The sequence below is a fragment of the Sphingomonas faeni genome, from assembly GCF_024273235.1.
GTDB classification, from domain to species: Bacteria; Pseudomonadota; Alphaproteobacteria; order Sphingomonadales; family Sphingomonadaceae; genus Sphingomonas; species Sphingomonas faeni_A.
Window position 1 is genome coordinate 99420 of the sequence record NZ_JANBVH010000010.1, and the last position, 22586, is coordinate 122005.

At 66.7% G+C, this 22586-nt stretch carries 25 protein-coding genes; 6 read left to right on the forward strand and 19 right to left on the reverse strand.

What is annotated here, in order from left to right; translation table 11 throughout:
* Nucleotides 1-79 precede the first annotated feature (79 nt).
* Nucleotides 80-709: a phosphatase PAP2 family protein gene (locus NLI89_RS07540; RefSeq protein ID WP_254686467.1), complete on the reverse strand. Its 630-nt coding sequence runs from the start codon at nt 707-709 to the stop codon at nt 80-82.
* Nucleotides 709-1566 carry a formate/nitrite transporter family protein gene (locus NLI89_RS07545; protein ID WP_254686468.1) on the reverse strand — a complete coding sequence of 286 codons (858 nt, stop codon included), beginning with the start codon at nt 1564-1566 and terminating at the stop codon, nt 709-711. The genes NLI89_RS07540 and NLI89_RS07545 overlap by 1 nt, the downstream gene beginning before the upstream one ends.
* A 65-nt stretch (nt 1567-1631) precedes the next feature.
* On the opposite strand from NLI89_RS07545, the gene trmB reads away from it, so the two are divergent.
* A complete protein-coding gene (gene trmB, locus NLI89_RS07550) occupies nt 1632-2312 on the forward strand; it encodes a tRNA (guanine(46)-N(7))-methyltransferase TrmB (RefSeq protein WP_254686469.1) in 681 nt (226 codons plus the stop codon).
* A gap of 38 nt (nt 2313-2350) precedes the next feature.
* Here trmB and NLI89_RS07555 read toward each other — a convergent pair whose 3' ends face one another.
* The 4 genes from NLI89_RS07555 to NLI89_RS07570 all read right to left on the reverse strand — a co-directional run bounded on the left by NLI89_RS07555 (nt 2351) and on the right by NLI89_RS07570 (nt 5181).
* Nucleotides 2351-3685, reverse strand: coding sequence for a chloride channel protein (locus NLI89_RS07555; RefSeq protein ID WP_254686470.1), 1335 nt, complete (start codon nt 3683-3685; stop codon nt 2351-2353).
* A gap of 163 nt (nt 3686-3848) precedes the next feature.
* Nucleotides 3849-4484 (reverse strand): hypothetical protein, encoded by a 636-nt coding sequence (locus NLI89_RS07560; RefSeq protein ID WP_254686471.1) that lies wholly within the window; start codon nt 4482-4484, stop codon nt 3849-3851.
* Nucleotides 4485-4525: 41 nt separating this feature from the next.
* The gene (locus NLI89_RS07565) at nt 4526-4837 is read right to left on the reverse strand and encodes a hypothetical protein (protein WP_254686472.1); all 312 of its coding nucleotides are present in this window, start codon (nt 4835-4837) and stop codon (nt 4526-4528) included.
* Between the two features lie 74 nt (nt 4838-4911).
* Nucleotides 4912-5181 (reverse strand): GlsB/YeaQ/YmgE family stress response membrane protein, encoded by a 270-nt coding sequence (locus tag NLI89_RS07570; RefSeq protein ID WP_254686473.1) that lies wholly within the window; start codon nt 5179-5181, stop codon nt 4912-4914.
* Nucleotides 5182-5352: 171 nt separating this feature from the next.
* Between NLI89_RS07570 and NLI89_RS07575 the strand changes: the two genes are divergently transcribed.
* Entirely contained in the window at nt 5353-6828 is a 1476-nt protein-coding gene (locus NLI89_RS07575; RefSeq protein WP_302675660.1) for a helix-turn-helix transcriptional regulator, read from the forward strand.
* 45 nt (nt 6829-6873) lie between these two features.
* Here NLI89_RS07575 and NLI89_RS07585 read toward each other — a convergent pair whose 3' ends face one another.
* The 9 genes from NLI89_RS07585 to NLI89_RS07625 form a co-directional block, all read right to left on the reverse strand.
* The gene (locus NLI89_RS07585) at nt 6874-7194 is read right to left on the reverse strand and encodes a DMT family transporter (protein ID WP_254686474.1); all 321 of its coding nucleotides are present in this window, start codon (nt 7192-7194) and stop codon (nt 6874-6876) included.
* Between the two features lie 199 nt (nt 7195-7393).
* Nucleotides 7394-7966, reverse strand: a complete 573-nt coding sequence (locus tag NLI89_RS07590) for a F0F1 ATP synthase subunit B family protein (RefSeq protein WP_439144492.1) — start codon at nt 7964-7966, stop codon at nt 7394-7396.
* A gap of 37 nt (nt 7967-8003) precedes the next feature.
* On the reverse strand, nt 8004-8498 hold the full coding sequence (locus NLI89_RS07595) for a F0F1 ATP synthase subunit B family protein (RefSeq protein WP_254686476.1): 495 nt from the start codon (nt 8496-8498) through the stop codon (nt 8004-8006).
* Between the two features lie 57 nt (nt 8499-8555).
* Complete coding sequence (locus NLI89_RS07600) at nt 8556-8783, reverse strand: F0F1 ATP synthase subunit C (protein ID WP_055873230.1); 228 nt, start codon at nt 8781-8783, stop codon at nt 8556-8558.
* A gap of 39 nt (nt 8784-8822) precedes the next feature.
* On the reverse strand, nt 8823-9581 hold the full coding sequence (locus NLI89_RS07605; protein ID WP_060527334.1) for a F0F1 ATP synthase subunit A: 759 nt from the start codon (nt 9579-9581) through the stop codon (nt 8823-8825).
* A 70-nt stretch (nt 9582-9651) separates the two neighbouring features.
* On the reverse strand, nt 9652-9972 hold the full coding sequence (locus tag NLI89_RS07610) for an AtpZ/AtpI family protein (protein WP_254686477.1): 321 nt from the start codon (nt 9970-9972) through the stop codon (nt 9652-9654).
* 652 nt (nt 9973-10624) lie between these two features.
* Nucleotides 10625-11002 (reverse strand): YdbL family protein, encoded by a 378-nt coding sequence (locus NLI89_RS07615; protein ID WP_187504810.1) that lies wholly within the window; start codon nt 11000-11002, stop codon nt 10625-10627.
* A 1-nt stretch (nt 11003) separates the two neighbouring features.
* Nucleotides 11004-11180 (reverse strand): YnbE family lipoprotein, encoded by a 177-nt coding sequence (locus tag NLI89_RS07620; RefSeq protein ID WP_128455299.1) that lies wholly within the window; start codon nt 11178-11180, stop codon nt 11004-11006.
* A gap of 47 nt (nt 11181-11227) precedes the next feature.
* On the reverse strand, nt 11228-14386 hold the full coding sequence (locus NLI89_RS07625) for an intermembrane phospholipid transport protein YdbH family protein (RefSeq protein WP_254686478.1): 3159 nt from the start codon (nt 14384-14386) through the stop codon (nt 11228-11230).
* 86 nt (nt 14387-14472) lie between these two features.
* Between NLI89_RS07625 and radC the strand changes: the two genes are divergently transcribed.
* Nucleotides 14473-15177, forward strand: a complete 705-nt coding sequence (gene radC, locus NLI89_RS07630; protein ID WP_254686479.1) for a RadC family protein — start codon at nt 14473-14475, stop codon at nt 15175-15177.
* 88 nt (nt 15178-15265) lie between these two features.
* A complete protein-coding gene (locus NLI89_RS07635) occupies nt 15266-15478 on the forward strand; it encodes a hypothetical protein (RefSeq protein WP_254686480.1) in 213 nt (70 codons plus the stop codon).
* Nucleotides 15479-15606: 128 nt separating this feature from the next.
* On the opposite strand, the gene NLI89_RS07640 is transcribed toward NLI89_RS07635, so the two are convergent.
* The gene (locus tag NLI89_RS07640) at nt 15607-16068 is read right to left on the reverse strand and encodes an EF-hand domain-containing protein (RefSeq protein WP_254686481.1); all 462 of its coding nucleotides are present in this window, start codon (nt 16066-16068) and stop codon (nt 15607-15609) included.
* Nucleotides 16069-16287: 219 nt separating this feature from the next.
* Between NLI89_RS07640 and purB the strand changes: the two genes are divergently transcribed.
* Together purB and NLI89_RS07650 are read left to right on the forward strand one after the other, a co-directional pair.
* Nucleotides 16288-17586, forward strand: coding sequence for an adenylosuccinate lyase (purB, locus tag NLI89_RS07645; protein WP_187504805.1), 1299 nt, complete (start codon nt 16288-16290; stop codon nt 17584-17586).
* A 590-nt stretch (nt 17587-18176) separates the two neighbouring features.
* A complete protein-coding gene (locus NLI89_RS07650) occupies nt 18177-18440 on the forward strand; it encodes a hypothetical protein (RefSeq protein WP_254686482.1) in 264 nt (87 codons plus the stop codon).
* Between the two features lie 197 nt (nt 18441-18637).
* On the opposite strand, the gene NLI89_RS07655 is transcribed toward NLI89_RS07650, so the two are convergent.
* The 3 genes from NLI89_RS07655 to dnaK all read right to left on the reverse strand — a co-directional run bounded on the left by NLI89_RS07655 (nt 18638) and on the right by dnaK (nt 22581).
* A complete protein-coding gene (locus NLI89_RS07655; RefSeq protein WP_254686483.1) occupies nt 18638-19096 on the reverse strand; it encodes a TM2 domain-containing protein in 459 nt (152 codons plus the stop codon).
* Between the two features lie 327 nt (nt 19097-19423).
* Nucleotides 19424-20557: a molecular chaperone DnaJ gene (dnaJ, locus tag NLI89_RS07660; RefSeq protein WP_254686484.1), complete on the reverse strand. Its 1134-nt coding sequence runs from the start codon at nt 20555-20557 to the stop codon at nt 19424-19426.
* Nucleotides 20558-20673: 116 nt separating this feature from the next.
* On the reverse strand, nt 20674-22581 hold the full coding sequence (gene dnaK / locus NLI89_RS07665; protein WP_254686485.1) for a molecular chaperone DnaK: 1908 nt from the start codon (nt 22579-22581) through the stop codon (nt 20674-20676).
* Nucleotides 22582-22586: the final 5 nt, after the last annotated feature.

The window sequence follows — 22586 nt, forward strand, 5'->3', positions numbered from 1 at the left end:
GTTATGACGAGGTCGCAAACCGTCACGGGCTCGTAACGGTTCCATGCGCAGCCGCTTCGAACGAAAAAATCCGGGTTAATCAGGCGGTAGCGGGAGCGTCGAGCAGCGGCAGTTTTTCCACCGCGGCGTTTTCGATCACCGGCGCGACCCGGTCGAATACCGCGCTGACGAGCGCCTCCGCGATCCAGCCGACCGCGGCGCCGACGACGAGGTCGGAGAGGTAATGCTTGCCGTTGAGCGGTTGCGCCGCCGCGACTACGCCGGTGACCAGCGCGGCCGGTGCGCCTGCCCCGTCGATATCGCGCGATACCGCCCGCGCGACCGCGACCGCACCGGCGGTGTGGCCGGACGGGAACGAGGTCTGCGCGTGATCGTCGCTGTCGCCGGGCTCGAACCGCGCCTTGCCGTCCTCGATCGCCTTTTCGGGGCGCGTGCGGTCGATCGAACTCTTGATCGCCGATTTGACGAAGGTGGCCGCTGCATGCGCCGCGAACATCCGCACGCCGCCGCGGATCATGTCGGGCCGACGCGCGACCAGCCCGATCACGACCGTGCCGAGCGAGGTCGCGACGAGCTGGGGCTGGTCGCCGATCTCGGCCAAGAAACCGGTCGCCTTGACGATCGGCGTGTCGCGGTGCGCGGCCGCCTTGTGCGTCATGGCGCGATCCGCCTTCTCGACGGACTTCGCCGCCTGTTCGATATCGCCCATCAACGTGTCTCCCGGCCCGGTTTGTGGCTGCTCATCTCGCCGCGCACTTGTGCATGCGCCAACAGCGCGAACAACCCCGCACCGCCCAGCAAGTTGCCGAGGATCGCCGGCAGCATCAGGCCGCCGATCGCCTCGCCGACGCCGACCTTACCCGCAAACAGCAGCAGCCACGCCTCCACCGATCCGACGATCGAGTGGCTGAACGCGCCGATCGCGACCACATAGGTGACCGCGAAGATCACGAGGAACGACTGTTCGCGCGCATTCGGCAGCGACCAGGCGAGGATCGCGATCATGAACCCGGCCGGCATCGCGTTGACGAACGTCGCGCCCGGCGAGAGTTCGGTGATTCCCATCGACACCTCGATCATCGCGGTGCGAAGCTCGCTGCCGCCCAACAGGCCCGCCGCGATCATCCCGCCGGCCAGCGCGGTCCCGATCAGGTTGGCACCCAGCACGACGCTCCAGAGCCGCAAGGTACGCCGCAATGCCCAGCCCGACGGCTTGGTCACCAATGGCAACATCGCCGTGATCGTGCTCTCGGTGAACAGCTGCATCCGGCCGAGGACCACGACGAGAAACCCGATCGGGTAGCCGAGCGACACGACAACCGATCGCCACGGCGTATCGGGAATCGCCGCGTGCAGCGCACCCTCGGCGATCAGCGAACTGGCGATCGCCATGCCGGCCGCGAGCCCGGAGAAGAACAGCGACGAGATCGGTCGGTCGAGTTCGTCCTCACCCTCCTCGCGCACGGCTTGGTGGAGGTCCTTGGCATCGGCGGCCTTCAGCGCGTCGATGTCGTCCTCTTTTGATTCGGGAGAATCGGGCGATGCGGAGGGGTGTGGTTGGGCCATTACGGACATGCAACGGCTGTCGGGGGACTTTGCTCCGGCGCCCCGCACCGCTAGGGCACGCGGCGATGAACGATCCTTCTGTTATCCGCCGCCTCTATGGCCGTCGCCAGGGCCACAAGCTGCGCCTCGGCCAAGCCGCGCTCGTCGAGGAAACGCTCGCCGATCTGTCCGTGCCGGAAGAGGGCCCGATCGACGCAATGACGCTGTTCGGCGATGACCGCCCGCTGCACGTCGAGATCGGCTTCGGCGCGGGCGAGCATCTGGCTGGGCAAGCCGCCATGAGCCCGAACGTCGGCTTCATCGGTTGCGAGCCATTCCTCAACGGCGTGGTCGGCGCGCTCGCGCATATCCGCGACGGCGAACTGACCAACGTGCGGCTACACATGGGCGATGCGCTGGAGGTGATCGAGCGCCTGCCCGACGCGAGCCTCGATCGGCTGTATCTGCTGCACCCCGATCCGTGGCGGAAGGCGCGCCACGCCAAGCGCCGCATGGTCAATCACGGTCCACTCGACACGATCGCCGCCAAGCTGAAACCCGGCGCGGAATTCCGGCTCGGCACCGACGACCCCACTTATTGTCGCTGGTCGATGATGATCATGAACGCGCGCCGCGACTTCGAATGGCAGGCAAAGACGCCGCACGACTTCCTGACCCGCCCCGACGACTGGCCCGAGACACGATACGAGCGCAAGGCGCGGCGGCAGGGCCACGAGGTGTGGTATTACCGCTATCTGCGGGTCTGACGCGTCGAATTGCCCGGCCTGTCGGGGCGTCAGCGGCGCTAGTTGCTCTTGGAGACGCCCGGCATCGCGAACGTCGTCGACAGGCCGTGGTAGAGCTTTTCACGGCACACCCACTGGCTGGCGGCGTCGGCGATGAAGGCGGTGGCGAACATCGGCAGCATCAGCCCCCGGCTGGCGGTCGTCTCCGACAGGATGATCACCGCGGTGAGTGGCGCGCGGACGACTCCGGCGAAATAGGCGACCATGCCGAGGATCACGATCGCACTCGCGGGTTCGCCGGGAAAGACTTCGCGGAGCAGGTTGCCGACGCCAGCACCGACCGCGAGCGACGGCGCGAAGATCCCGCCGGGCAACCCAGCGATCGCGGTCGCCGCGGTCGCGACGAACTTGGCGGGACCGAACCACAGCGGCGCATCGACGCCGACGATCATCGCCCGCGCGGCGGAATAGCCGGTGCCCCAGGTCAGGCCCGTGAACACGCCGAGCACCGCGACGACGACGCCGCATGCGCCCGCGAACTTCACCGGGTTCGCGCGGGTCCAGCTGGTCACGCGGTTGCGGCCGAGCGCCATCGCCAGCAGCGTGCGCGAGAACAGGCCGCCCGCCATGCCGCCGGCGATCCCCGCGACCGGCGCCGCCAGCAACGCCGACAGCAACGGCATGTGCGCGCCGATCGCGCCAAAATAGATGTAGTCGCCCTGCACCGACTGCGCGACCATCCCGGCGATGACGATGGCGGCGAGCACCAGCAACGTCACGCGCTGCTCGTAGGCGGATGCCAGTTCCTCGATCGCGAACAGCAACCCGGCAAGCGGCGTATTGAACGCCGCAGCGACGCCTGCCGCGCCACCGGCGATCAGCACGCCCCCCCTTAGCGGAACACGAACCAGGCGGTGCGTCGCGCCCATTACCGCGGCGGCGAGCTGTACGGTCGGTCCTTCGCGTCCGACCGATGCGCCGCCCAGCACGGCGCCGATCGTCAACACCGCCTTGGCGATAACGGTCCGGGGCGAGATCAGCGTGCGGGTCGCTTCGTTGGGGTCGGCCTGCGCGGCGATCACTTGCGGGATCCCGGACCCTCGCGCGAAGGGCGCATATCGGCGGGTCAGCCAGACCAGCGCCATGAAAATGAGCGGTGTCGTCAGCAGCGGCAGCCAGTGCCAGGTCCGTGCGTAGCCGGCGAAGACCGACGCCGCCCAGTCCGCCGCTTCGGCGAACATCGTCGCGACGACCCCGATCAGGATCGCGCCGGTCAGGATCGCGGCGCGGGTCCGGAACTGGACCGAGCGTGGCCCGCGCGCGCGCAGCAGGGCGCGATAGCGCGACGAAGTCCAGCGCTTCGCCGGCATCATACGATCGAAAAGCCCAGCCATGGCGCCGACCTAGAGGACACTGGCCCCGGCGTCACCCCAGAGCGGCTGGCTAGCGGCAGACTGGAGCGGTTTCCCGGATCCGATCGCGGCCGCCATACTCTGTTTGGACGGCAGCAAAATGGCGGCCTGTCGGGAAACAGGCCGCCACGATATTTGCCGGTTCTCAGTAGGCCGTCGTGTCGGTCGTGGACCGGTAGCGGTTCCGTTCGGTCGCCACTTCGTCCCGCGTGTACAAGGGGGCCGCTTCGTCGAAGCCGTTCCAGCCGTCCTGGCGGTATGCCGCGCCACGGGCCTTCGTATCGACCGAGCGGTTGCGGTCGAGCACGGCTTCGGCATCGATCGCCAGCGCATCGTCGACGCGCGCGCTGAGCAGCGTGCCGCCGCGGCGGACGCCTTCCGAATAGACATGCGCCTCGTCATCGCTGTGACCGGCGTCCTTGAGTGCGCCGACGATCGTGCCGGTCGCGGCACCCCCTGCGGCACCGATCCCGGCGCCGACCACGGTCGAGGCGAGCCAGCCCGCGGCGACGATGGGGCCGAGGCCGGGAATCGCCAGCAGGCCGAGCCCGGCGAGCAGCCCGCCGACGCCGCCGACCGCCGCGCCGGTCGATACGCCGCGGCTGACGTCGCCGTGGTCGTTGACGTCACCGAGAGTCGTGGTGCCGTCGCCATGCGCCCCATCGGCGTTGTTGGCGACGATGCTGATCGAGTCGTGCGGTACGCCCAGGCGCTCCAGGTCGTGCAGCGCCGCGGTCGCATCGGCATAGTCGTCGTACAGGCGGGTAAGGGTCTTGGTCATCGTCTCTCTCCTAATGATCGGGCTGGCCGTAATGGTCGGGTTCAACGCGCCGTGACGTTGCCCTTGTAATCCAGCCCGACACGGACCGTCTTGCCGGCGCGGATCCCCGTCCCCCGCCAAACGCCATCCTTGTCCTTGGTCAGCGCCGAGACGTTGCGATAGCCGGCCTTGGTCAACCGTCCGCGGGCCTGATCCTGGGTGAAGGAGTTGGCACCGTTGGCGGGCGCGGCGACAGGCGCGGCGGTGGTACTCTTCACGGCGGGATTGTGCGCGCCAGTGTGCGTCGCGGTCTGCGCGACGGCGCTGGAGGCGAGCAGCATCGCACCACAGGCCATGAGGGTTCGAACGGTCATGATACTCTCCTGCGTTTCTGGTCTTGGTCGTCATGCGGGAGGCGGCACGAGTATCGCGCCGCCTCCCCGTCCGCTCAGCGAACCGAGCCGCGGCGAAACATGTTGACGATCGCGAGCAGGATCACCGCGCCGACCAGCGAGATCAGGATCGACTGGATGTTGAGCGCGCCGTCCATGATCGATGCGCCACCGATCAGCGGGGTGATCAGGAAGCCGGCGAGCAATGCACCGACGATGCCGACGACGACGTTGAGGACAACGCCCTGCTGCGCGTCGGTCCGCATGATCATGCTGGCGACCCAGCCGATGAGTCCGCCGACGACAAGAAGGATGATGAGGTTCATGATATGGCTCCTGGTGGATAATGGTACTGGAGCATCAACCGACATGGTGCGCATTCCGTTCAGTTCCGGCGCGCCTCACGGATTTTGGGATTGGTGCACAAGTACCGGGGGTATTGGTATTTTATGCCAGCGCTTGCGGAACCGGAGGCCTTGGTCCGGCGCTGAACGCGCATGACGAAAACCTCCGGCAAGTCACTGCACGCGCCCACCCTGCACCATCTGGAACAGCTCATGACCGGGCTGTTGGAGGGCGTGATCCTGATGGATCCGACCGGGATCATCCTCAGCGCCAACCCCGCCGCGCTCAAGATGCACGGCGTTCGCGCGGTCGAGGATCTGGGCGAGACCGCGGACGATTATGCCACGCGGTTCCGGCTGCGCTACCGCAACCGGCGTACCTTGCCGCGGCGCGAATATCCGCTGATGCGGCTGCTCGGGGGCGAGAGTTTCCCCGACCTGATCGTCGAGGTCGCGCCGGTCGATGCCGACGAGCCGCGCTGGGTGCACCAGGTGCGCGACATCGTCATGGACGAGGATGGCGGCGAACCCGATTGCCTGGGGCTGGTCATCAACGACGTGTCCGAACGGTTCGATGCCGAGGACCGGTTCGAGGCGATGTTCCACGCGAACCCCGCGCCGGCGCTGATCATTCGTGTCTCCGACCAGCGCTATGTGCTCGTCAACCAGGGCTTTCTCGACCTGTCTGGCTATGGCCACGAGCAGATCATCGGCAAGACGCTGTTCGATCTCGACTTTCTCGCACAGGTCGAGCGCAAGGCGTTCGTCAAGGACCGAGTCGTTAACGGCCAGACGGTGCCGCAACTCGAAGCCGAGCTGCCGCTGGCGAACGGCGATACGACGCTGGTCATCCTCGCCGGCCAGCCGATCGAGGTCGCCAACCAGGACTGCGTGCTGTTCACCTTCGCCGACCTCGAACCCAGGCGTCGTGCCGAGCATGCGCTGAAGGCGAGCGAGCGGCACTTCGCCTCGGTATTCGAGATGGCGCCGGTCGCGATGGTCGTGACGCGGGGCGAGGACAACCGCATCGTCCAGGTCAATGCGGCGTTCAAGGCGCTGACCGGGTATGCGGAGGACGCGGTGATCGACCGGGTCGCGGACGATCTCCAACTGTGGAACGACGCGGCGCAGCGGCAGGGGCTGGAGACCGAGATCCGCGATAAGGGCGGGTTTCGCGGGCTCGACGTCCAGTTGCTCCACCGGAACGGCGAGCCGCTCGACTGCCTGGTCTCCGCCGAGCGCGTCAGCATCGACGGCGATCCGTGCGTGCTGTGGCTGTACCAGGACATCTCCGCCCGCAGGCGCGGCGAACTCGAACTGGTCGAGGCGATCGACGCGGTGATGAAGGATGCCAACTGGCTCAGCCGATCGATCATGGACAAGCTGGCCACGCTACGGAACCCGCGGACCAACGCAGGTGCGAGCGCGCCGGTGGCCGACCTCAGCAAGCGCGAGCGCGAGGTGCTCGAGCTGATCTGCCAGGATCTGGACGACGCGGCGATCGCGGACCGGCTCGATCTGTCGCGCAACACGGTGCGCAACCATGTCGCGCGGCTCTACGCCAAGATCGGCGTCAACCGCCGCAGCGCCGCGGTGGTTTGGGCGCATGAGCGTGGGGTCGGCGCCTGAAGCCGGCGAGTTGCGCGCGAAAGATCGACCGAAGCGCGTTCAGCGTCAGGCTTGCGCGAAGATCTTCGTGCCGACGATCCCGGCTACGGTGAGCGCCATGAAGCAGGCCTGGATGCCGCTGACCTTGTCGCCGAACAGGATCACGCCGCCAATGATGACGCCGATCGCGCCCGCACCGGTCCAGATCGCGTAGGCGGTGCCGGCGGGGAGGCCGCGCATCGCGAGCGCGAGCAGGCCCATGTTGACGAAGCTGAGGACGATCGGGACGCTGGAGGCCTGCCACGTGGCGATCGTGGCCGCCCATTTTAGGCTGAGCGCCCAGCAGATTTCGGTGACGACGGCGACCGCGAGGATGAGCCAGGACATGAGTGTTCTCCAACGGGCTCAGATTGGAGACTCGGCCGCCGGAAACCCGGGAAGAGACGGCCGTCGATTTGATGGGCTTTAGCGCACCAAGCGCTTTACCGTTCCCCCGCGGAGGCGGGGGTCCAGGATCTCATAGGATAACGCCCGCAACCCTGGACCCCCGCCTTCGCGGGGGAACAGTATCATGCGTCAGCGGCGCTTAGTTCAGGCGGGCGAGGCCCGAGATCGAGCGATCGACCATCGCGCGGTCGGCGGCGGCGTCGTGGTGCTCGGCGATCAGGATACCGGCAGCCTTGGCCGCAGCATCCGCGGCCCGCGCGCGGACTTCGGCGATCGCGGCGCGTTCGGCGGCGGCGATCTTGTCCTCGGCCATCTTTGCCCGACGGGCCATCAGGTCCTCGGCGCCAGCCTTCGCCTTGGCGATGATCGCCGCGGCTTCGTGATGCGCGTGGGCCTTCATCGCTTCGGCTTCGACGTGCGCGGTCTTGGCCTTCGCCTCGTATTCGGTGCGGATCGCCTCGGCTTCGGCGCGCAGCGCCTTGGCTTCGTCGAGCTGCGTGCGGATGCCGGCGATGCGCGTGTCAAGCATCTTGCCGATCATCCCTGGAACCTTCTTCCAGATCATCAGCAGGATCACGACGATCATCGCCACCGCGACCCAGCCGGTCGAGGTCAGGCCGAGCGCGGTCGGATCGGCGACATGCTCGACGCCACCGGGCGCGGTCGTGTGGCCCTGGATACCCTGGTTGTCGATCGCACCCTCGGGCGCCATGCCCTCTTCGTGGATGACCTTTGCGGCCGAATCTGGATTAGCCATGCGCCGTCGTCCTGCGTACCGCGTCGCTCGCCGCGTCCAGGCTGACCTGGAGCCCGGCGACCTTGGCGGCCAATTGCTGTGCTGCCTCGGCGGCGACACCCTGAAGGTTCGCGAGTGCCTCGGCCTTCGCGTTCGCGACCGCCAGATCGTGATGACCCAGACGCTCGGCGAGTTCGACGTCGGCCGCATGGACCTGCTGCTCGAACGCCGTCGCCGCACGCTTCGCAGCGGCAGCGGTTTCGGCCTGCGCCGCGGTACGCGCCGCGTCCATTTCGGCCTGCCAGTTCGCCTGCACCGTATCGGCCTGCGCACGGGCAGCGACCGCCGCCGCCAGATCGCCGGCGATCTTGCCTTCGCGCGAGTCCACATTGGACACGATCTTTGGCACCATTCCCTTGCCGATCCCGAAATACAGGATGCCGAAGGTGAGGAGCAGCCAGAAGATCTGCGAGGCGTAGGTGGCGGCTATCTGGGCAATCTGGGGCATTGGTCTGTCCTGCGTTAATCCGGCCGGGCGCGGTTGCCCGGCCAAATCACCGAGTGGTTAGGCGACGAACACCAGGATGATCATGGTGACGAAGGCGAGCAGACCGAGAAGCTCGGCTGCTGCGAAACCGATGAACAGACGGCCCTGCTGGCTGTCGGCTGCGCCCGGGTTGCGCAGAGCGCCGGCGAGGAACTGTGCGAACACGTTGCCCACGCCGAGGGCTGCGAGGCCCATGCCGATCGCTGCGAGGCCGGCACCGATCATCTTTGCTGCTTGTGCGTCCATGGTAAATTCCCTTTGAAAATCAGTTAGGTAATGGAAAACTTAGTGAAGATTGACGGCGTCGTTCAGATAGACCGACGTCAGCAACGCGAACACATAGGCCTGGATCGCGGCGACCAGCAGCTCGAGCAGCGTGATGCCGATCATCAGCAGCATGCTCGGCGCGGTCACCAGGCCAATATACATCCCGCCGAGGTTCAGACCGTTGATCACGAACGCGGCCAGCACCTTGAGCAGGATATGGCCCGCGGTCATCGCCACGAACAGTCGCAGGCCGAGCGAGAACGGACGTACCAGGAACGACATCAGCTCGACCACGAAGATCAGCGGGATCATCAGCGCCGGCGTGCCGCTCGGCACGAACAGCGAGAAGAAGTGGAAGCCGTGCTTGCCGAAGCCGACGAGCAGCACGATCGCGAAGCTGATCAGCGCCAGCACGCCGGTGACGGTCATATGGCTGGTCACGGTGAACGGATGCACGCCGGGGACGATGCCGAACGGCAGCAGGCCGATGATGTTCGCGAACAGGATGAACATGAACAGCGAGAAGACATAGGGCACGAAGCGCTTGCCGCCGGGGCCGACATTCTGCTCGAGCATGCCCGAGATGAAGCCGGTGAAGCCCTCGACCGCCATCTGCCAGCGACCGGGCACGAGCTCGCGCTTCATGCCACCGATCATGAACGCCCAAAGCGCGACCAGCGTCACCACCATCCACAATGCGGAGTTGGTGAACGACAGGTCATAGCCCCCTACGATCCAGTGCGAGCCGAACGCCGGCTCGATCAGGAACTGGTGCATCGGATCGATCTTGCCGCCCTGTTCTGCCGCCACGTGGAATCCCTGCCGTCTTGATACGACAAACGCCCGGTTACTCCGGGCGTTCGCCTGAAATTCGAATGATCTGCCTGAACGCGACCGCTATCCCAAGGAACAGCAGCACGATCAGTCCCCAAGGGCCAGTGCCGAACCAATGGTCAATCAACCATCCGATCAGCGCACTGCCGACGAGACTCCCGATCAGGGCGGAAATGACGCGATTGCCTTGCGAGTAACCCCGCTCGGCGTCCGCCCCCTTCTGCCCCTTTTTCAGTGTTTCCCGAGCCTTGACCTCTCTCAATCGCTCATCGAGCGCGGAAAGTCGCGGATCGTCAACACCCTGGGGGTCCTGTCCGGGTTCGATCTCCGCCACGCACGTTCCTCCACCTGATTTCGCATCGGGGAGGAAGCAAGCAGCGACGAGCGATCCCGCCAAGGCGCGGTCCGTTTAGAAAAGGGGGGGGTGCAAGTCAACCGGTGTGACACGGGCGTCATCAATGGGGGCCGTTCGATCCTCCCCCGCCAGGGGGAGGTGTCGCCGCAGGTGACGGAGGGGGCGGACACGGAGCGATCGTTTCGCCTGCCGCCCCCTCCGTCTGGCAAGAGCCAGCCACCTCCCCCTTGCGGGGGAGGATTTTTGAACGGACCGTCGCTATGGCCACGCTCTTCGTCATTCCGGCGAAAGCCGACTTCTTCCCCCCTCCCTGGAAGGGAGGGGTCGGGGGTGGGTCGGCCGGTTGGCTGGTGTCACGGATCCCAAGCAGCCTACCCACCCCCAGCCGTCACCCGCTCCCAGCCGTCACCCGCTCCCAATTCCGTCACCCCAGCGAAAGCTGGGGTATCCCCGTAATGGAGCGCACCCTTGCCGCACGAGACCCCAGCTTTCGCTGGGGTGACGGTGAGGGGCGGCGGACGCTCCCGTCTTCGTCACCCCGGGCTTGTTCCGGGGTCCACGGTTCCGCACAGTCACGACTATCGAGTCCGCGGAACCGTGGATGCCGGAACGAGCCCGGCATGACGGGAGCTCAAACGCAGCGCGAATCGCGCTCCGGTGCCCCGGCCGTACGCGTCTTCCACACCCCGTTGGGCGTCTTGTACTTCTCGCCGGGGTTGGTCGCGGCAATCAGGTTGCAGCCGCTGGTGAACGCCAGCTGCTCGACCGTCGCGCCGCTCGCCTGCGCCTTTTGCGTATATGCCGACTTGCGCTGGATATTGATGTTGTTGACCAGCGCGCGAAGGTCCGCGCTCGCCGCGCCGACCAGACCCAGATACCCGTCGGGCTGCTCGCCAACCTCGCCGCCGGCACGCGCCGCGGCATAGGCCGGATCGCGCTGCGCGGACGCCGCCACCGAAAGGCCGCCGAGAACCGCGGCGGCGGCAATCATGACAATGACCTTTTTCATCTTAGAATATCCCCGGATTCTGCTGGATCAGCGACTTCGCCTCGCCATCGAGACGATAGACCACTTCCTGCGTCACATTGATGTTGAGGTTGATCTCGATCGGCTTGTCGGGGGCCGACACGCTGATGCAGCCCGGCAGGGCGGCGGCGGTCGTCACCAGAAAAGCGATCGTCCTCATCACCTGCAAGATCGGCCTTTGCTCCAGCTTCTTCAATCCTGTTTCGGTCATGGCACGATACTGCTTTCCGTGGGCTGAATGGTTGGAGGTTTCGGCGGAGAAGGCGGCGCCGACTGCTGCTGGATCAGCGCGGGCAGGTTGCGCTCGATCAGCCGCTTCGGATCGTAGAAACTCTGCGCGGTGTCGAGCAGCCCGCGGAAGGGCGCCTTGATGCGGATGTTGAACACGAACGGCAGCTTTTGCAGGCGGCGGACAATGAAGTTCGCCTTAGCCCCCTCGCCCTGGCTGATCCCGGCAAAGCGCACGTCGGTGACCATCTCGCCCGCCAGCGGCCCGTTCATGCCGACGCGCAGCGACTGGTAACGGAGCGACTTCAGCGCCTGGAACGCGATGTTCGCCCAGATGCCGAGATCCTTCTGGCTGAGATCGCCGACATAGGCGAGCGTGCCGCCACCCGGCCGGACGCGCAGGTCGCCACCCTCGATCCGGCCGCCGCTCTCGTCGAAGATCATCGGCAGCACGCCGTCGAAGATCCCGGTCGCGTCGAGATTCTTGAAATCGAACTGTTGCAGGAACTGGTCGGCCGCCATGTTGGCGATGTGGAACGTCATCCGGCGCTCCTTCGGCGCGGAGAAATCGAGCAGGGTCGGGTCGAGCGTCAGCGATCCGCCGGCGAACGGCCAGGAACCACCCTCGACCTGCACGCGCGCACCGGGCAGCGTCTGGTAGCGGATCGTGCCGTCGGTGACCGGGATGCCGGGGTTGAGCGTACGGATCGTCGCCACCTGCCCCGGCGCGCTCTGGAGATTGAGCAGGTCGGTGAAGCGGATCTCGGTCGCGATTCCGGTGACCGGCCCGAACGCGGCGGCGAGATCGGTGCCGGCGGTGCGGAACACGCCGGTGCTGGTCACGCCGGCCGCGTTCCAGGCGATGTGCCCCTCGCCGCTGACCGATCCGTTGACGTCGGCGATCACGCCGAAGGTGAGCGGGGTGAGCGCGTCGGGTTGCAGCCTGTCCTTGGCGAAGGCGATCGCGGGCACGTTCAGGTCGGCCTTGCCCGCACCGGCGCCGAGCGCATGGGTCAACGTCACGTCGGCCACCTTCGTGTTGGTGGTCGGCTCGAACAGCGTGCCCGCCGCGGTGATCGTGCCGTTCACGAGCGCAAGCGTCACGGTGCGCGCGACAAGCGGCTTGAACCGCGGCGTCGGCGCGGCATCGGTTACGCCCATCGCCCCGGTGAGGTTGAGCGCGCCGCCGACCAGCGTCCAGTCGCCCGCCGCCTCGCCGAGCAGCAGCGGGACATTGGCGATCTGCCCCGAGCCATCGGTGAACGCGCCGGCCACGCCCCGCCCCGTCATGCGGCCGGTGATGGTGCCGAAATCGAGTCGCGTGACGCGCTCGGGCGCGCCGATCCGCGTCTGCACGCCCTCGATCCGGAAGCCGCGATCGGCGAGCCGCACGGTCGCCCCGGCGGTCGCGAGCGTGATCGGCGTGGTGCCGAGTCGCCCACCCAGCTTCGCCGCAGCGATCGTCGCGCCACCGCTGACCTGCGCACCATTAACCTGCACCAGCGCGCCATCGACCGGGCACAGGGTCAGTCGCGACGGATCGAGCACCAGTCCGGAAATCGCGAGGCGCTGCACGGCGAGCGGCGCGCAACCGGTGTTGACGACCAGCCGTCCACGACCATCCCACAACGCGGCAACCGGCATCGCCAGGCCGTCGACGCGGCCGTTGCCGATCGGCCCGTCGAGTGTCGCCTGCGTCGTGATCGACGTCGCGCCGCCGGGCGTCGCGCTGAACGTCACCGGGGTCAGTGCCAGCCGAGCGCCGCCCGCCGCATAAGGGGCGATGCGCGCCACGCCGCGGATCGCTGCTCCGGGTTTCGCCTGCGCGAGCGACACGCGCGCCTCGGGCAGGCCACCGCCTTGCAGCGCCAGAGTCGTGTCGAGCCGCACGCCGCCGTTCGGCCAACCGAACGCGACCCCGCTCCCGCCGCCGAGCGCTACGCGCGCGCCGCTGGCCGAGGCGAGCGCGAGGCGGGACAGCACCGCCGAGCCGCGCCCGTCCACGAACCGCACCGAAACGTCGCCGTCCGCCGCGAAACCACGGCCGGCACGCTCGATGGCCTGCGTCATGGCGACCGCCAGGGGTGCGACCGGCGTTCCCGCCGCCGCGCTGCTTAGGCCGCCGACGCCGGCAAGCCGCGCCTGCGCCAACGCGGCACCGCTCGCCCGCACGCGTCCGTCGAACGCCATCTGCTTGCCGATCCGGTAGGCGCCCGCGATCGAAACGCGTCGTGCCCGGCCTTCCGCGGTCTGGACGGTATCGGCAGCGATGTCCGCCTTGCCGCTGGTCGCGGTCGCGCTGCCGGTGAAATCGAGCGTGCCCCCTGCCCCGGCCAGCGCGATCGCCGGTGCGCGTGCCGCCCCGGTCTTGAGCGTCGCCTTGCCCTGCCAGCGGTCGAGCGCGGCCGACAGCCCGACGTCGAGGTCCGCAACGATATGATCCGCCCGAGTCGTCCCGCAGGCGAGTCGCGACACGCGTACCGGCCCGGTGATCGTCGGTTTCGCCGCGTCGATCCGCAGCTTCACCGTCGCCGCCAGCCGGTCGATCGCGCAGCCGCTGACCTCAAGCCGCTCGCTGATCGCCGCCAGCGTGCCGCGGAAACCATCGTCGAGCTTGCCTGAGCCCGCGAGTTTCAGTCCGACGACACCCTGCGGAGTCTCCAGCCGCATCCGCCCATCGGCGACCGCCACGTCGAGCGCGGGCAGCGAGAACGGCTTGCCCGTCGACGCCGGCAGCAATTTGTCGATCGCGCCGAGCGAAACTTTCCCCTCAACCAGCCGACCGCGCAGCCGCACTTTCCCCGCGCGCACGCCTTCCAGATACGGCCCCGACAGCCCGACGCCCGTCCGCGTCTCGACCCAGTCCGCGACCAGATCGGGATGCGCCGGATCGCCCAGCACGACGTTCGTCAGCCGCTGGCCACCCAGCGCGAGGTTGGCGATCTCGTACCGCGCAGGCACGCCCGCCTTTGCCAGTTCACGATCGATGAACCCTTCCGCGATCGGCTTGCGCGCGAGCCACAGCGCGATCAACCCGGCGAGCAGGACCAGCGCGACGATCAGCATGATACGCCGGACAGGCACCGGACGGCGAGGATTGGGGCCGGGGTCGGCCCCCGTCTCGCTCGTCTCGCTCACTCACTCACTCCGCCACGCTCAGGCTCCCTGCATAGGCGGGAGCGGGGGCGTCATGCAATTGCGCGCGGATGTGCTAGCCTGACGCTATGGCCGATGCAGACGACGACGCCACTGTCTTGGGGAACGATCTGAAGGGCCATAGAGGGCGCCTCCGCAAACGCCTGTTCGAAGGCGGCAGCGACGCTTTGCTCGATCACGAACTCATCGAATACCTCCTCGCGATCGCGATCCCGCGCGGCGATACGAAAGCGCTCGCCAAGGCCCTGATGCGCGAGTTCGGCGGGATCGGCGGGGTGCTCACCGCGGATGCCGAGGCGCTCGGCCGGGTGAAGGGCATGGGCGAGATCTCGACCGCGGCGATCAAGATCGCGCATGCCGCCGCGATCCGCCTGCTCCAGTCGCACGTCAGCGACCGCCCGGTGCTCGCCAACTGGCAGGCGCTGCTGGATTACCTGCGCGCGGACATGGCGCACCACGCGATCGAGCGCTTCCGCGTGCTCCACCTCAACACCAGGAACATGCTGATCCGCGACGAGGTCATGAGCAAGGGCTCGATCGACCAAGCCGCGGTGTACGTCCGCGAGGTCATCCGCCGCGCGATCGACCTCGGCTCGGCGTCGATCATCCTCGTCCACAACCACCCGAGCGGAGACCCCTCCCCCAGCCGCGCCGACATCGAGATCACGCGCACCATCGCGGAGGCCGGCAAGCGGCTCGGCATCACCGTCCACGACCATATCGTGATGGGCACCGGCGGCCATATCAGCCTGCGCGCGCAAGGATTGATCTGAAGCAAGTTGATCTGACGCAACCAGATAGTTCCGCGAAAACGCGCGACGTTTGCCCCGCGCCTTCGTTGTCCGGTCGAAGGAATTGCATGTGGACAACAAGTTGCACGACCAGGCCTCGGCCGTAACCGCGGAGCACGGTCAGGTTCTGGTCGATGGGCCGGACGGCGTCGCGGTATCGCTGACGCCCGATGCCGCCGTCGAGACATCCGATCGGCTGCTGGAAGCCGCCGTCGAAGCGCAGGGCCAGATCCTGACCAAGACGCTGGCCGACAAGGAACAGGTCGCGCTAAAGGCTGGCTGATCCAAGGCTGGCTGACCTTAGCCGCGCGCGCTTCCCGTCGATCATGAAAACCGGGGCGATCCGAGCCAAGTACGCGAGAGGCCGCCGGGCGAACCCGACGGCCTTGCGTGCACCTGGGGCGCAGAAGTTCAGCCCTGCAACAGGAAGCTGGTCAGTTCCGGCTTGGTCAGCGACTTGCTCTTGTCGGTATCGGCCTGCGCGAACGCGGCGGCGACCCACTTTTTCGTCTCGGGCGCGTCGGGCTTGGTCGACGGATCGGTCTTGGTCTTCAGCGCGACCATCCACCCGCTAAACTCGGCAGCGCTGAGCTTGCCGTCGCCGTTCTTGTCGTAAGTCGGGAATTCGGTGTCGACGACCTGCGCGACCTGGGCACTGCTCGCGGGTTGCGTCGCCTGGGCAGTCTGGGTCGTCTGGCTTGGCGCAGCCTGGGCCTGAGAGGTCTGGCCCGGCGCGGTCTGGGCGGGCGACATCGAAGGATCGGCGGCGCCCGTCGTCGCCGTCGGCGCAGTCTGCGGCGAAGTCATGGTGGATTGCGCGAGCGCCGGCGCAGCAATCGTCATCGCGCCTGCGAGCAGAGCATATTTGAGCATTGCCATTCTCCATCGGCTAATCGAAATCGTTACTGGACGATCGCCGCAGCAGCCCCGGGGATACTGGGCGGATACTGCGACACACCGACCGTCGAAGGCGGATATAGGCCGAACGCATTGCCGTTTGTACCCCCGTCGATGGCCTGCTAGGCGCTCCGCAGGCGTCTCCCGAGGGGAGCACGCGACGAACCGTGCCATTCACCAGCCCCGAGGAAACCCATGGTCCCCCGCTATTCCCGCCCCGACATGGTCGCGATCTGGACGCCCGAAGCGCGCTTCAAGATCTGGTTCGAGATCGAGGCGCACGCCACCGACGCGCTCGCTGAACTGGGCGTCGTCCCCAAGGAAGCCGCCGCCGCGATCTGGGAAAAGGGCGCGTTCGAGGTCGACCGGATCGACGAGATCGAGCGCGAGACCAAGCACGACGTCATCGCCTTCCTGACCAACGTCGCCGAGCATGTCGGGCCCGAGGCGCGCTTCATGCACCAGGGCATGACCTCGTCGGACGTGCTCGACACCTGTCTCGCGGTGCAACTCGCGAAGGCAAGCGACATCCTGATCGCCGATCTCGACGCGTTGCTGGTGGTGCTCGAACGCCGTGCGCGCGAGCACAAGATGACGCCGACGATCGGCCGCAGTCACGGCATCCACGCCGAACCCGTGACGTTCGGGCTGAAGCTCGCCCAGGCGCATGCCGAGTTCGCGCGCAACCGCGCGCGGCTGGTGGCGGCGCGCGAGGACGTCGCGACCTGCGCGATCTCGGGTGCGGTGGGGACGTTTGCGAACATCGATCCGTTCGTCGAGGAGTATGTCGCGGGCAAGCTCGGCCTGTCGGTCGAACCGGTCTCGACGCAGGTGATCCCGCGCGATCGCCACGCGATGTTCTTCGCGACGCTGGGCGTGATCGCCAGCTCGATCGAGCGACTCGCGACCGAGATCCGCCATCTGCAGCGCACCGAAGTGCTGGAAGCGGAGGAGTTCTTCTCGCCGGGCCAGAAGGGCTCGTCGGCGATGCCGCACAAGCGCAACCCGGTGCTGACCGAGAACCTCACCGGCCTCGCGCGCATGGTCCGTGGGTACGTGACGCCGGCGATGGAAAATGTCGCGCTGTGGCATGAGCGCGATATCTCGCACTCGTCGGTCGAGCGGTACATCGGGCCCGACGCGACGATCACGCTCGATTTCGCGCTCGCGCGGTTGACCGGGGTAATGGACAAGCTGGTCGTCTATCCCGAGCGGATGTTGAAGAATCTCAACAAGATGGGTGGCCTCGTCCATTCGCAGCGCGTGCTGCTGGCGTTGACGCAGGCGGGGGTGAGCCGCGAGGACGCGTATCGCCTCGTCCAGCGCAACGCCATGAAGGTGTGGGACTCTGATGGCGCGCTGTCGCTGCTCGAACTGCTGAAGGCGGATCCGGAAGTGACGCTGTCGGATGCCGAACTGGAGGACAAGTTCGACCTCGGCTATCACCTGAAGCACGTCGACACGATCTTCGCCCGGGTCTTCGGCGCAGCCTGAGGACGGGGCAAACGTTGCTCCCCTCCCTGAAAGGGAGGGGTTGGGGGTGGGTCGGCCCGCTTGAGCCACCCTCGTCAGGAATGTGCGGAAGCCGACCCACCCCCCGCCCCTCCCTTTCAGGGAGGGGAGAGCTTCGTGATCATGACCCCGCACAGCCCAAACCGTCTCAAGATGCACGCAACGCAATTGCGATTGTATGTTACAAAATTGCGACAGCGCGCAACTATAGCCATATCGCCCTTGCCGGATATTTTTCCGGCATCGGAGACCTACCCATGCGCATGTTCGAAACCGTGACCAGCACCATGCTGGCGATCGCGGCTCAAGCGCTGGTGGTCGGGGTGGTCGTCACCGCCTTCTGATCCATCGGCCCGCCCGCCCCCTACCAAGGGGGCGCGGCTAGGCCGTCGGAGCAGCGCAAGCTTCGCCAATATATGGTAGCCTGTCCTGCATGTTGGCTCACCGGTCTCGTCAGAATTCTGCCCACCCTGATTAAATACCGCGATCCCACACTCTTAGGTGTTTGGCATCATTAGTGCAGTGACACAGATATGGCGCAGTTGGGCGTCATCCTCTGTGAAAGGCATTCCATGTTCCAGATCCACTCGTTCCGCCCCGCCGCTCTGCTGGTAGCAAGCATCGTCGCGCTCGGTGGCGCCTCCGCCCCCGCATTCGCAGCCGGCGACAAGCCGATTTCCGTCACCATGCCCGCCAGCGTCTTCAAGGACGACACCAGCCGCGTCTGCATGCCGCGCACTATTCTCGGTCGCAAGGTCGACAAGACGCTGCCCGAGACGATCTGCGAAACCCGGTCCGAGTGGAGCGCACGCGGCGTCATCATCCGCACCAAGTGACGGGGGATCGATCGATCCTCCCCCGCAAGGGGGAGGTGTCGCCGAAGGTGACGGAGGGGGAGGACACGGAGCCGAGGTTATCGCTTACCTCCCCCTCCGTCTGGCAAGAGCCAGCCACCTCCCCCTGGCGGGGGAGGATTCAGGGCCGCCGCTGACGAGGTTGCTCTCGTCTCTGCTAAAAGCGAGATCAGCGGCGGCTACCGCGTCCGCGGATAGCGTGCCGCGAAGTCCTCGTCCGACATCATCAGATAGCGGATCATGTCGATCAACGCCCAGGGTGCGCTGATGACCAGTCCCACCACGGTGATGCTCAGCACCAGCATGACGATTCCCGAGCCCGTCCGCCCGAGATAGAAGCGGTGGATGCCGAGCGTCCCGATCACGAACGCCATCACCGCGGCGACGTATTTGTTGCGATCGTTGGCCGGCGCGGCGATGGGAACAGGCGGCACCGCACGGCGCGGGCCCGGCGCGGTCGGCATCGGAAAGACGCTCAGCGCACGGTCGTTGGCGGCTTCGAAATCGACCTCGATGCCGATCGCGGGTTCGCCGCGATGCGCCCAATCCTCCGGCGCAAACCGATAGCGTTGCCCGTCCTGCCCCGCGACGATCCCTTCGCCGGTGCGAGGATCGACGCCTAAAACCTGTCCGCGCATGTCATTCCTCGGTGTTCGGTTTTTATTGTGGCGGACGATGCGCTTGAGGCAAGCGCGAACTCGTGCTTCCTGCGATCAAGCCCCCTCGCCCGAGTGACGGCTAGGGTATTCCCGTTGGTAGTCTTTTCGACCCGAACGGGGAGATCCCAGCTTTCGCTGGGATGACGAAAGGGAATGCAAACGTCACCCGCAAAGCCCCGTCACCCCAGCGAAAGCTGGGGTATCCCTGTTGAGTAGCGATGCGACCCGAACGGGGAGATCCCAGCTTTCGCTGGGATGACGAGAGGGATACGAGCGTATTGCTATCACGCCCGGCCCGCCCCCACATCATTCCCCCGCGAACACGCCCTTCAGCTTGGCGAAGAAGCCTTGGCTCGCCGGGCATTCGTCGCCCGTTTCCGTCTCGCGGAACATCTCGAGCAGTTCCTTCTGGCGGTTGCTGAGGCGCGTGGGCGTCTCGACGTCGATCTGGACGACGAGGTCGCCGAAGCCGCGGCCTTGCAATACCGGCATACCGGCGCCGCGTTGGCGCAGCTGCTTGCCCGACTGGATGCCGGCGGGGATCTTCACCTCGTGCGTGCGACCGTCGAGGCCGGGGATCGACAGCGACCCGCCGAGCGACGCGACCGTGAAGCTGATCGGCGCGCGTGCGAACAGCGTCGTGCCTTCGCGTTCGAACAGATTGTGCTTGGTCACGTGCAGGAAAATGTAGAGATCGCCGGACGGCGCACCGCGGGCGCCCGCCTCGCCTTCGCCGGACATGCGGATGCGCGTGCCCTCGTCGACGCCGGGAGGGACGTTGATCGACAGCGTCTTGGTCTTCTCGACACGGCCTTCGCCGCGGCAATCGGGGCAGGGATCGGCGATGACTTCGCCCGCGCCGTTGCAGACCGGGCAGGCGCGCTCGACCACGAAGAAACCCTGTTGCGCACGGACTTTCCCGTGACCGCCGCAATGCTGGCAGGTTTTCGCGCGCGTGCCCACCTTGGCGCCCGAGCCGTCGCAGGTATTGCAGAGCGCGGAGACGTCGATCGTGATCTCGGTCGTCTTGCCGTGAAAGGCTTCCTCCAGGCTGACTTCCATGTCGTAGCGCAGGTCCGCGCCGCGCCGCGCCGCAGACCGGCCACCGCCGCGCTGTGCGCCGCCCATGAATTCGCCGAAGACGCTTTCGAAGATGTCGCTGAAGCCGCCGAAATCCTGCGCGCCGCCGCCGTGACCGCCACCGCCGCCGTTCTGGAACGCGGCGTGGCCGAAGCGGTCATAGGCCGCGCGCTTCTGCGGGTCCTTGAGGCAATCGTACGCCTCGCTGACCGCCTTGAACTGCGCTTCGGAATCCTTGCAGCCGGCATTCTTGTCCGGGTGATATTTCATCGCGAGCTTGCGGTAGGACGACTTGATCGTCCCCGCATCCGCGGTCCGCTCGCATTCGAGCAGTTCGTAATAGTCTGTCTGGGTAGCCATAATCTTAAGCCCTCTCCCCTCCGGGGAGAGGGTTGGGAGAGGGGCGCCACACGCGGCCCCTCTCGGTACTGCCCCTCACCCCGACCCTCTCCCCGGAGGGGAGAGGGGGCAGGTAGTTACGCCTTCGGGTTGTCGTCGACTTCCGAGAACTCGGCGTCGACGACGTCGTCGTCCTTCTTCGCCGCGTCACCGTCCGCCGACGGCGATGCGTCCGCCTGGGCCTGCTTCTCGTAGATCGCCTGGCCGAGCTTCATCGCGACCTGGGCGAGCGCGGTGCTCTTCTCGGTCATCGCGTCCGCATCGCCGCCCTCGACCGCCGCCTTGGTCGCGTCGATCGCGGCCTGGATCTCGGTCTTGAGCGCGTCGCCGACCTTATCGCCGTTATCGGCAAGCTGGCGCTCGGTGGTGTGGATCAGCGACTCGGCGTTGTTCTTCGCCTCGGCGCCCGCACGACGCTTCTTGTCCTCCTCGGCGAAGGTCTCGGCGTCGCGGACCATCTGCTCGATGTCATTGTCCGAAAGGCCACCCGACGCCTGGATGCGGATCTGCTGCTCTTTGCCGGTGCCCTTGTCCTTGGCCGACACGCTGACGAGGCCGTTGGCGTCGATGTCGAACGTGACCTCGATCTGCGGCACGCCGCGCGGTGCGGGAGGAATGCCGACGAGATCGAAATTGCCGAGCATCTTGTTGTCGGCCGCCATCTCGCGCTCGCCCTGGAACACGCGGATCGTCACTGCGCCCTGGTTGTCGTCGGCGGTCGAGTAGGTCTGCGACTTCTTGGTCGGGATCGTCGTGTTGCGATCGATCATCCGGGTGAACACGCCACCCAGCGTCTCGATGCCGAGCGACAGCGGCGTCACGTCGAGCAGCAGCACGTCCTTGACGTCGCCCTGCAGCACGCCGGCCTGGATCGCGGCGCCCATCGCGACGACCTCGTCCGGGTTGACGCCGGTGTGCGGCTCCTTGCCGAAGAACTGCTTCACGACTTCACGCACGCGCGGCATGCGCGTCATGCCGCCGACCAGCACGACTTCCGAGATGTCCTCGGGCTTCAGGCCGCCGTCGGCGAGCGCCTTGCGGCACGGCTCGAGCGTACGCTTGACCAGGTCCTCGACCATCCGCTCCAGGTCGGCGCGGGTGATCGACTTCACCAGATGCTTCGGACCATTCTGGTCCGCGGTGATGAAGGGCAGGTTGACCTCGGTCGACTGGGCCGAGCTGAGCTCGATCTTCGCCTTCTCAGCGGCTTCCTTCAGACGCTGCAGCGCCAGCTTGTCCTTGGCGAGGTCGATGCCCTCGGCCTTCTTGAACTCGTCGGCGAGGTACTGGACGATCTTGTTGTCGAAATCCTCACCACCCAGGAAGGTGTCGCCGTTGGTGGCCTTCACCTCGAACACGCCGTCGCCGATCTCGAGCACCGAGATATCGAACGTGCCGCCGCCGAGATCGTAGACCGCGATCGTCTTGCCGTCCTGCTTGTCGAGGCCGTAGGCCAGCGCCGCCGCGGTCGGCTCGTTGATGATGCGCAACACTTCGAGACCGGCGATCTGGCCGGCGTCCTTGGTCGCCTGGCGCTGCGCGTCGTTGAAGTACGCTGGAACGGTGATGACCGCCTGCGTGACCGTCTCGCCGAGATACGATTCGGCGGTTTCCTTCATCTTCTGCAGCGTGAACGCCGAGATCTGCGACGGCGAGTAATCCTTGCCACCCGCCGAGACCCAAGCGTCGCCGTTCGGCCCACGCGAGATCTTGTACGGAACCAGCTCGGTGTCCTTCTTGGTGATCGGATCGTCGAAGCGACGGCCGATCAGGCGCTTCACCGCGAAGATGGTGTTGTCGCCGTTCGTCACTGCCTGGCGCTTGGCCGGCTGGCCGACCAGTCGCTCGCCATCCTTGGCGAACGCGACGATCGACGGCGTGGTGCGCGCGCCCTCGGAATTCTCGATGACCTTGGGCTTGCCGCCTTCCATGACGGAAACGCAGCTGTTGGTCGTGCCGAGATCGATACCGATTACTTTAGCCATGAGTT

Excerpts from the sequence above, each read along its gene's own strand:
- NLI89_RS07640 (WP_254686481.1), bottom strand. The coding sequence starts at position 16,068 with ATGCTCAAATATGCTCTGCTCGCAGGCGCGATGACGATTGCTGCGCCG.
- NLI89_RS07545 (WP_254686468.1), bottom strand. The coding sequence starts at position 1,566 with ATGGCCCAACCACACCCCTCCGCATCGCCCGATTCTCCCGAATCAAAA.
- NLI89_RS07605 (WP_060527334.1), bottom strand. The coding sequence starts at position 9,581 with ATGCACCAGTTCCTGATCGAGCCGGCGTTCGGCTCGCACTGGATCGTA.
- radC (WP_254686479.1), top strand. The coding sequence starts at position 14,473 with ATGGCCGATGCAGACGACGACGCCACTGTCTTGGGGAACGATCTGAAG.
- NLI89_RS07565 (WP_254686472.1), bottom strand. The coding sequence starts at position 4,837 with ATGACCGTTCGAACCCTCATGGCCTGTGGTGCGATGCTGCTCGCCTCC.
- NLI89_RS07570 (WP_254686473.1), bottom strand. The coding sequence starts at position 5,181 with ATGAACCTCATCATCCTTCTTGTCGTCGGCGGACTCATCGGCTGGGTC.
- NLI89_RS07590 (WP_439144492.1), bottom strand. The coding sequence starts at position 7,966 with ATGGCGCCCGAGGGTGCGATCGACAACCAGGGTATCCAGGGCCACACG.
- NLI89_RS07585 (WP_254686474.1), bottom strand. The coding sequence starts at position 7,194 with ATGTCCTGGCTCATCCTCGCGGTCGCCGTCGTCACCGAAATCTGCTGG.
- NLI89_RS07615 (WP_187504810.1), bottom strand. The coding sequence starts at position 11,002 with ATGAAAAAGGTCATTGTCATGATTGCCGCCGCCGCGGTTCTCGGCGGC.
- dnaJ (WP_254686484.1), bottom strand. The coding sequence starts at position 20,557 with ATGGCTACCCAGACAGACTATTACGAACTGCTCGAATGCGAGCGGACC.
- NLI89_RS07620 (WP_128455299.1), bottom strand. The coding sequence starts at position 11,180 with ATGAGGACGATCGCTTTTCTGGTGACGACCGCCGCCGCCCTGCCGGGC.
- NLI89_RS07575 (WP_302675660.1), top strand. The coding sequence starts at position 5,353 with ATGACGAAAACCTCCGGCAAGTCACTGCACGCGCCCACCCTGCACCAT.
- NLI89_RS07650 (WP_254686482.1), top strand. The coding sequence starts at position 18,177 with ATGTTCCAGATCCACTCGTTCCGCCCCGCCGCTCTGCTGGTAGCAAGC.
- NLI89_RS07655 (WP_254686483.1), bottom strand. The coding sequence starts at position 19,096 with ATGCGCGGACAGGTTTTAGGCGTCGATCCTCGCACCGGCGAAGGGATC.
- NLI89_RS07600 (WP_055873230.1), bottom strand. The coding sequence starts at position 8,783 with ATGGACGCACAAGCAGCAAAGATGATCGGTGCCGGCCTCGCAGCGATC.
- NLI89_RS07560 (WP_254686471.1), bottom strand. The coding sequence starts at position 4,484 with ATGACCAAGACCCTTACCCGCCTGTACGACGACTATGCCGATGCGACC.
- purB (WP_187504805.1), top strand. The coding sequence starts at position 16,288 with ATGGTCCCCCGCTATTCCCGCCCCGACATGGTCGCGATCTGGACGCCC.
- NLI89_RS07540 (WP_254686467.1), bottom strand. The coding sequence starts at position 709 with ATGGGCGATATCGAACAGGCGGCGAAGTCCGTCGAGAAGGCGGATCGC.
- dnaK (WP_254686485.1), bottom strand. The coding sequence starts at position 22,581 with ATGGCTAAAGTAATCGGTATCGATCTCGGCACGACCAACAGCTGCGTT.
- NLI89_RS07595 (WP_254686476.1), bottom strand. The coding sequence starts at position 8,498 with ATGCCCCAGATTGCCCAGATAGCCGCCACCTACGCCTCGCAGATCTTC.
- NLI89_RS07555 (WP_254686470.1), bottom strand. The coding sequence starts at position 3,685 with ATGGCTGGGCTTTTCGATCGTATGATGCCGGCGAAGCGCTGGACTTCG.
- trmB (WP_254686469.1), top strand. The coding sequence starts at position 1,632 with ATGAACGATCCTTCTGTTATCCGCCGCCTCTATGGCCGTCGCCAGGGC.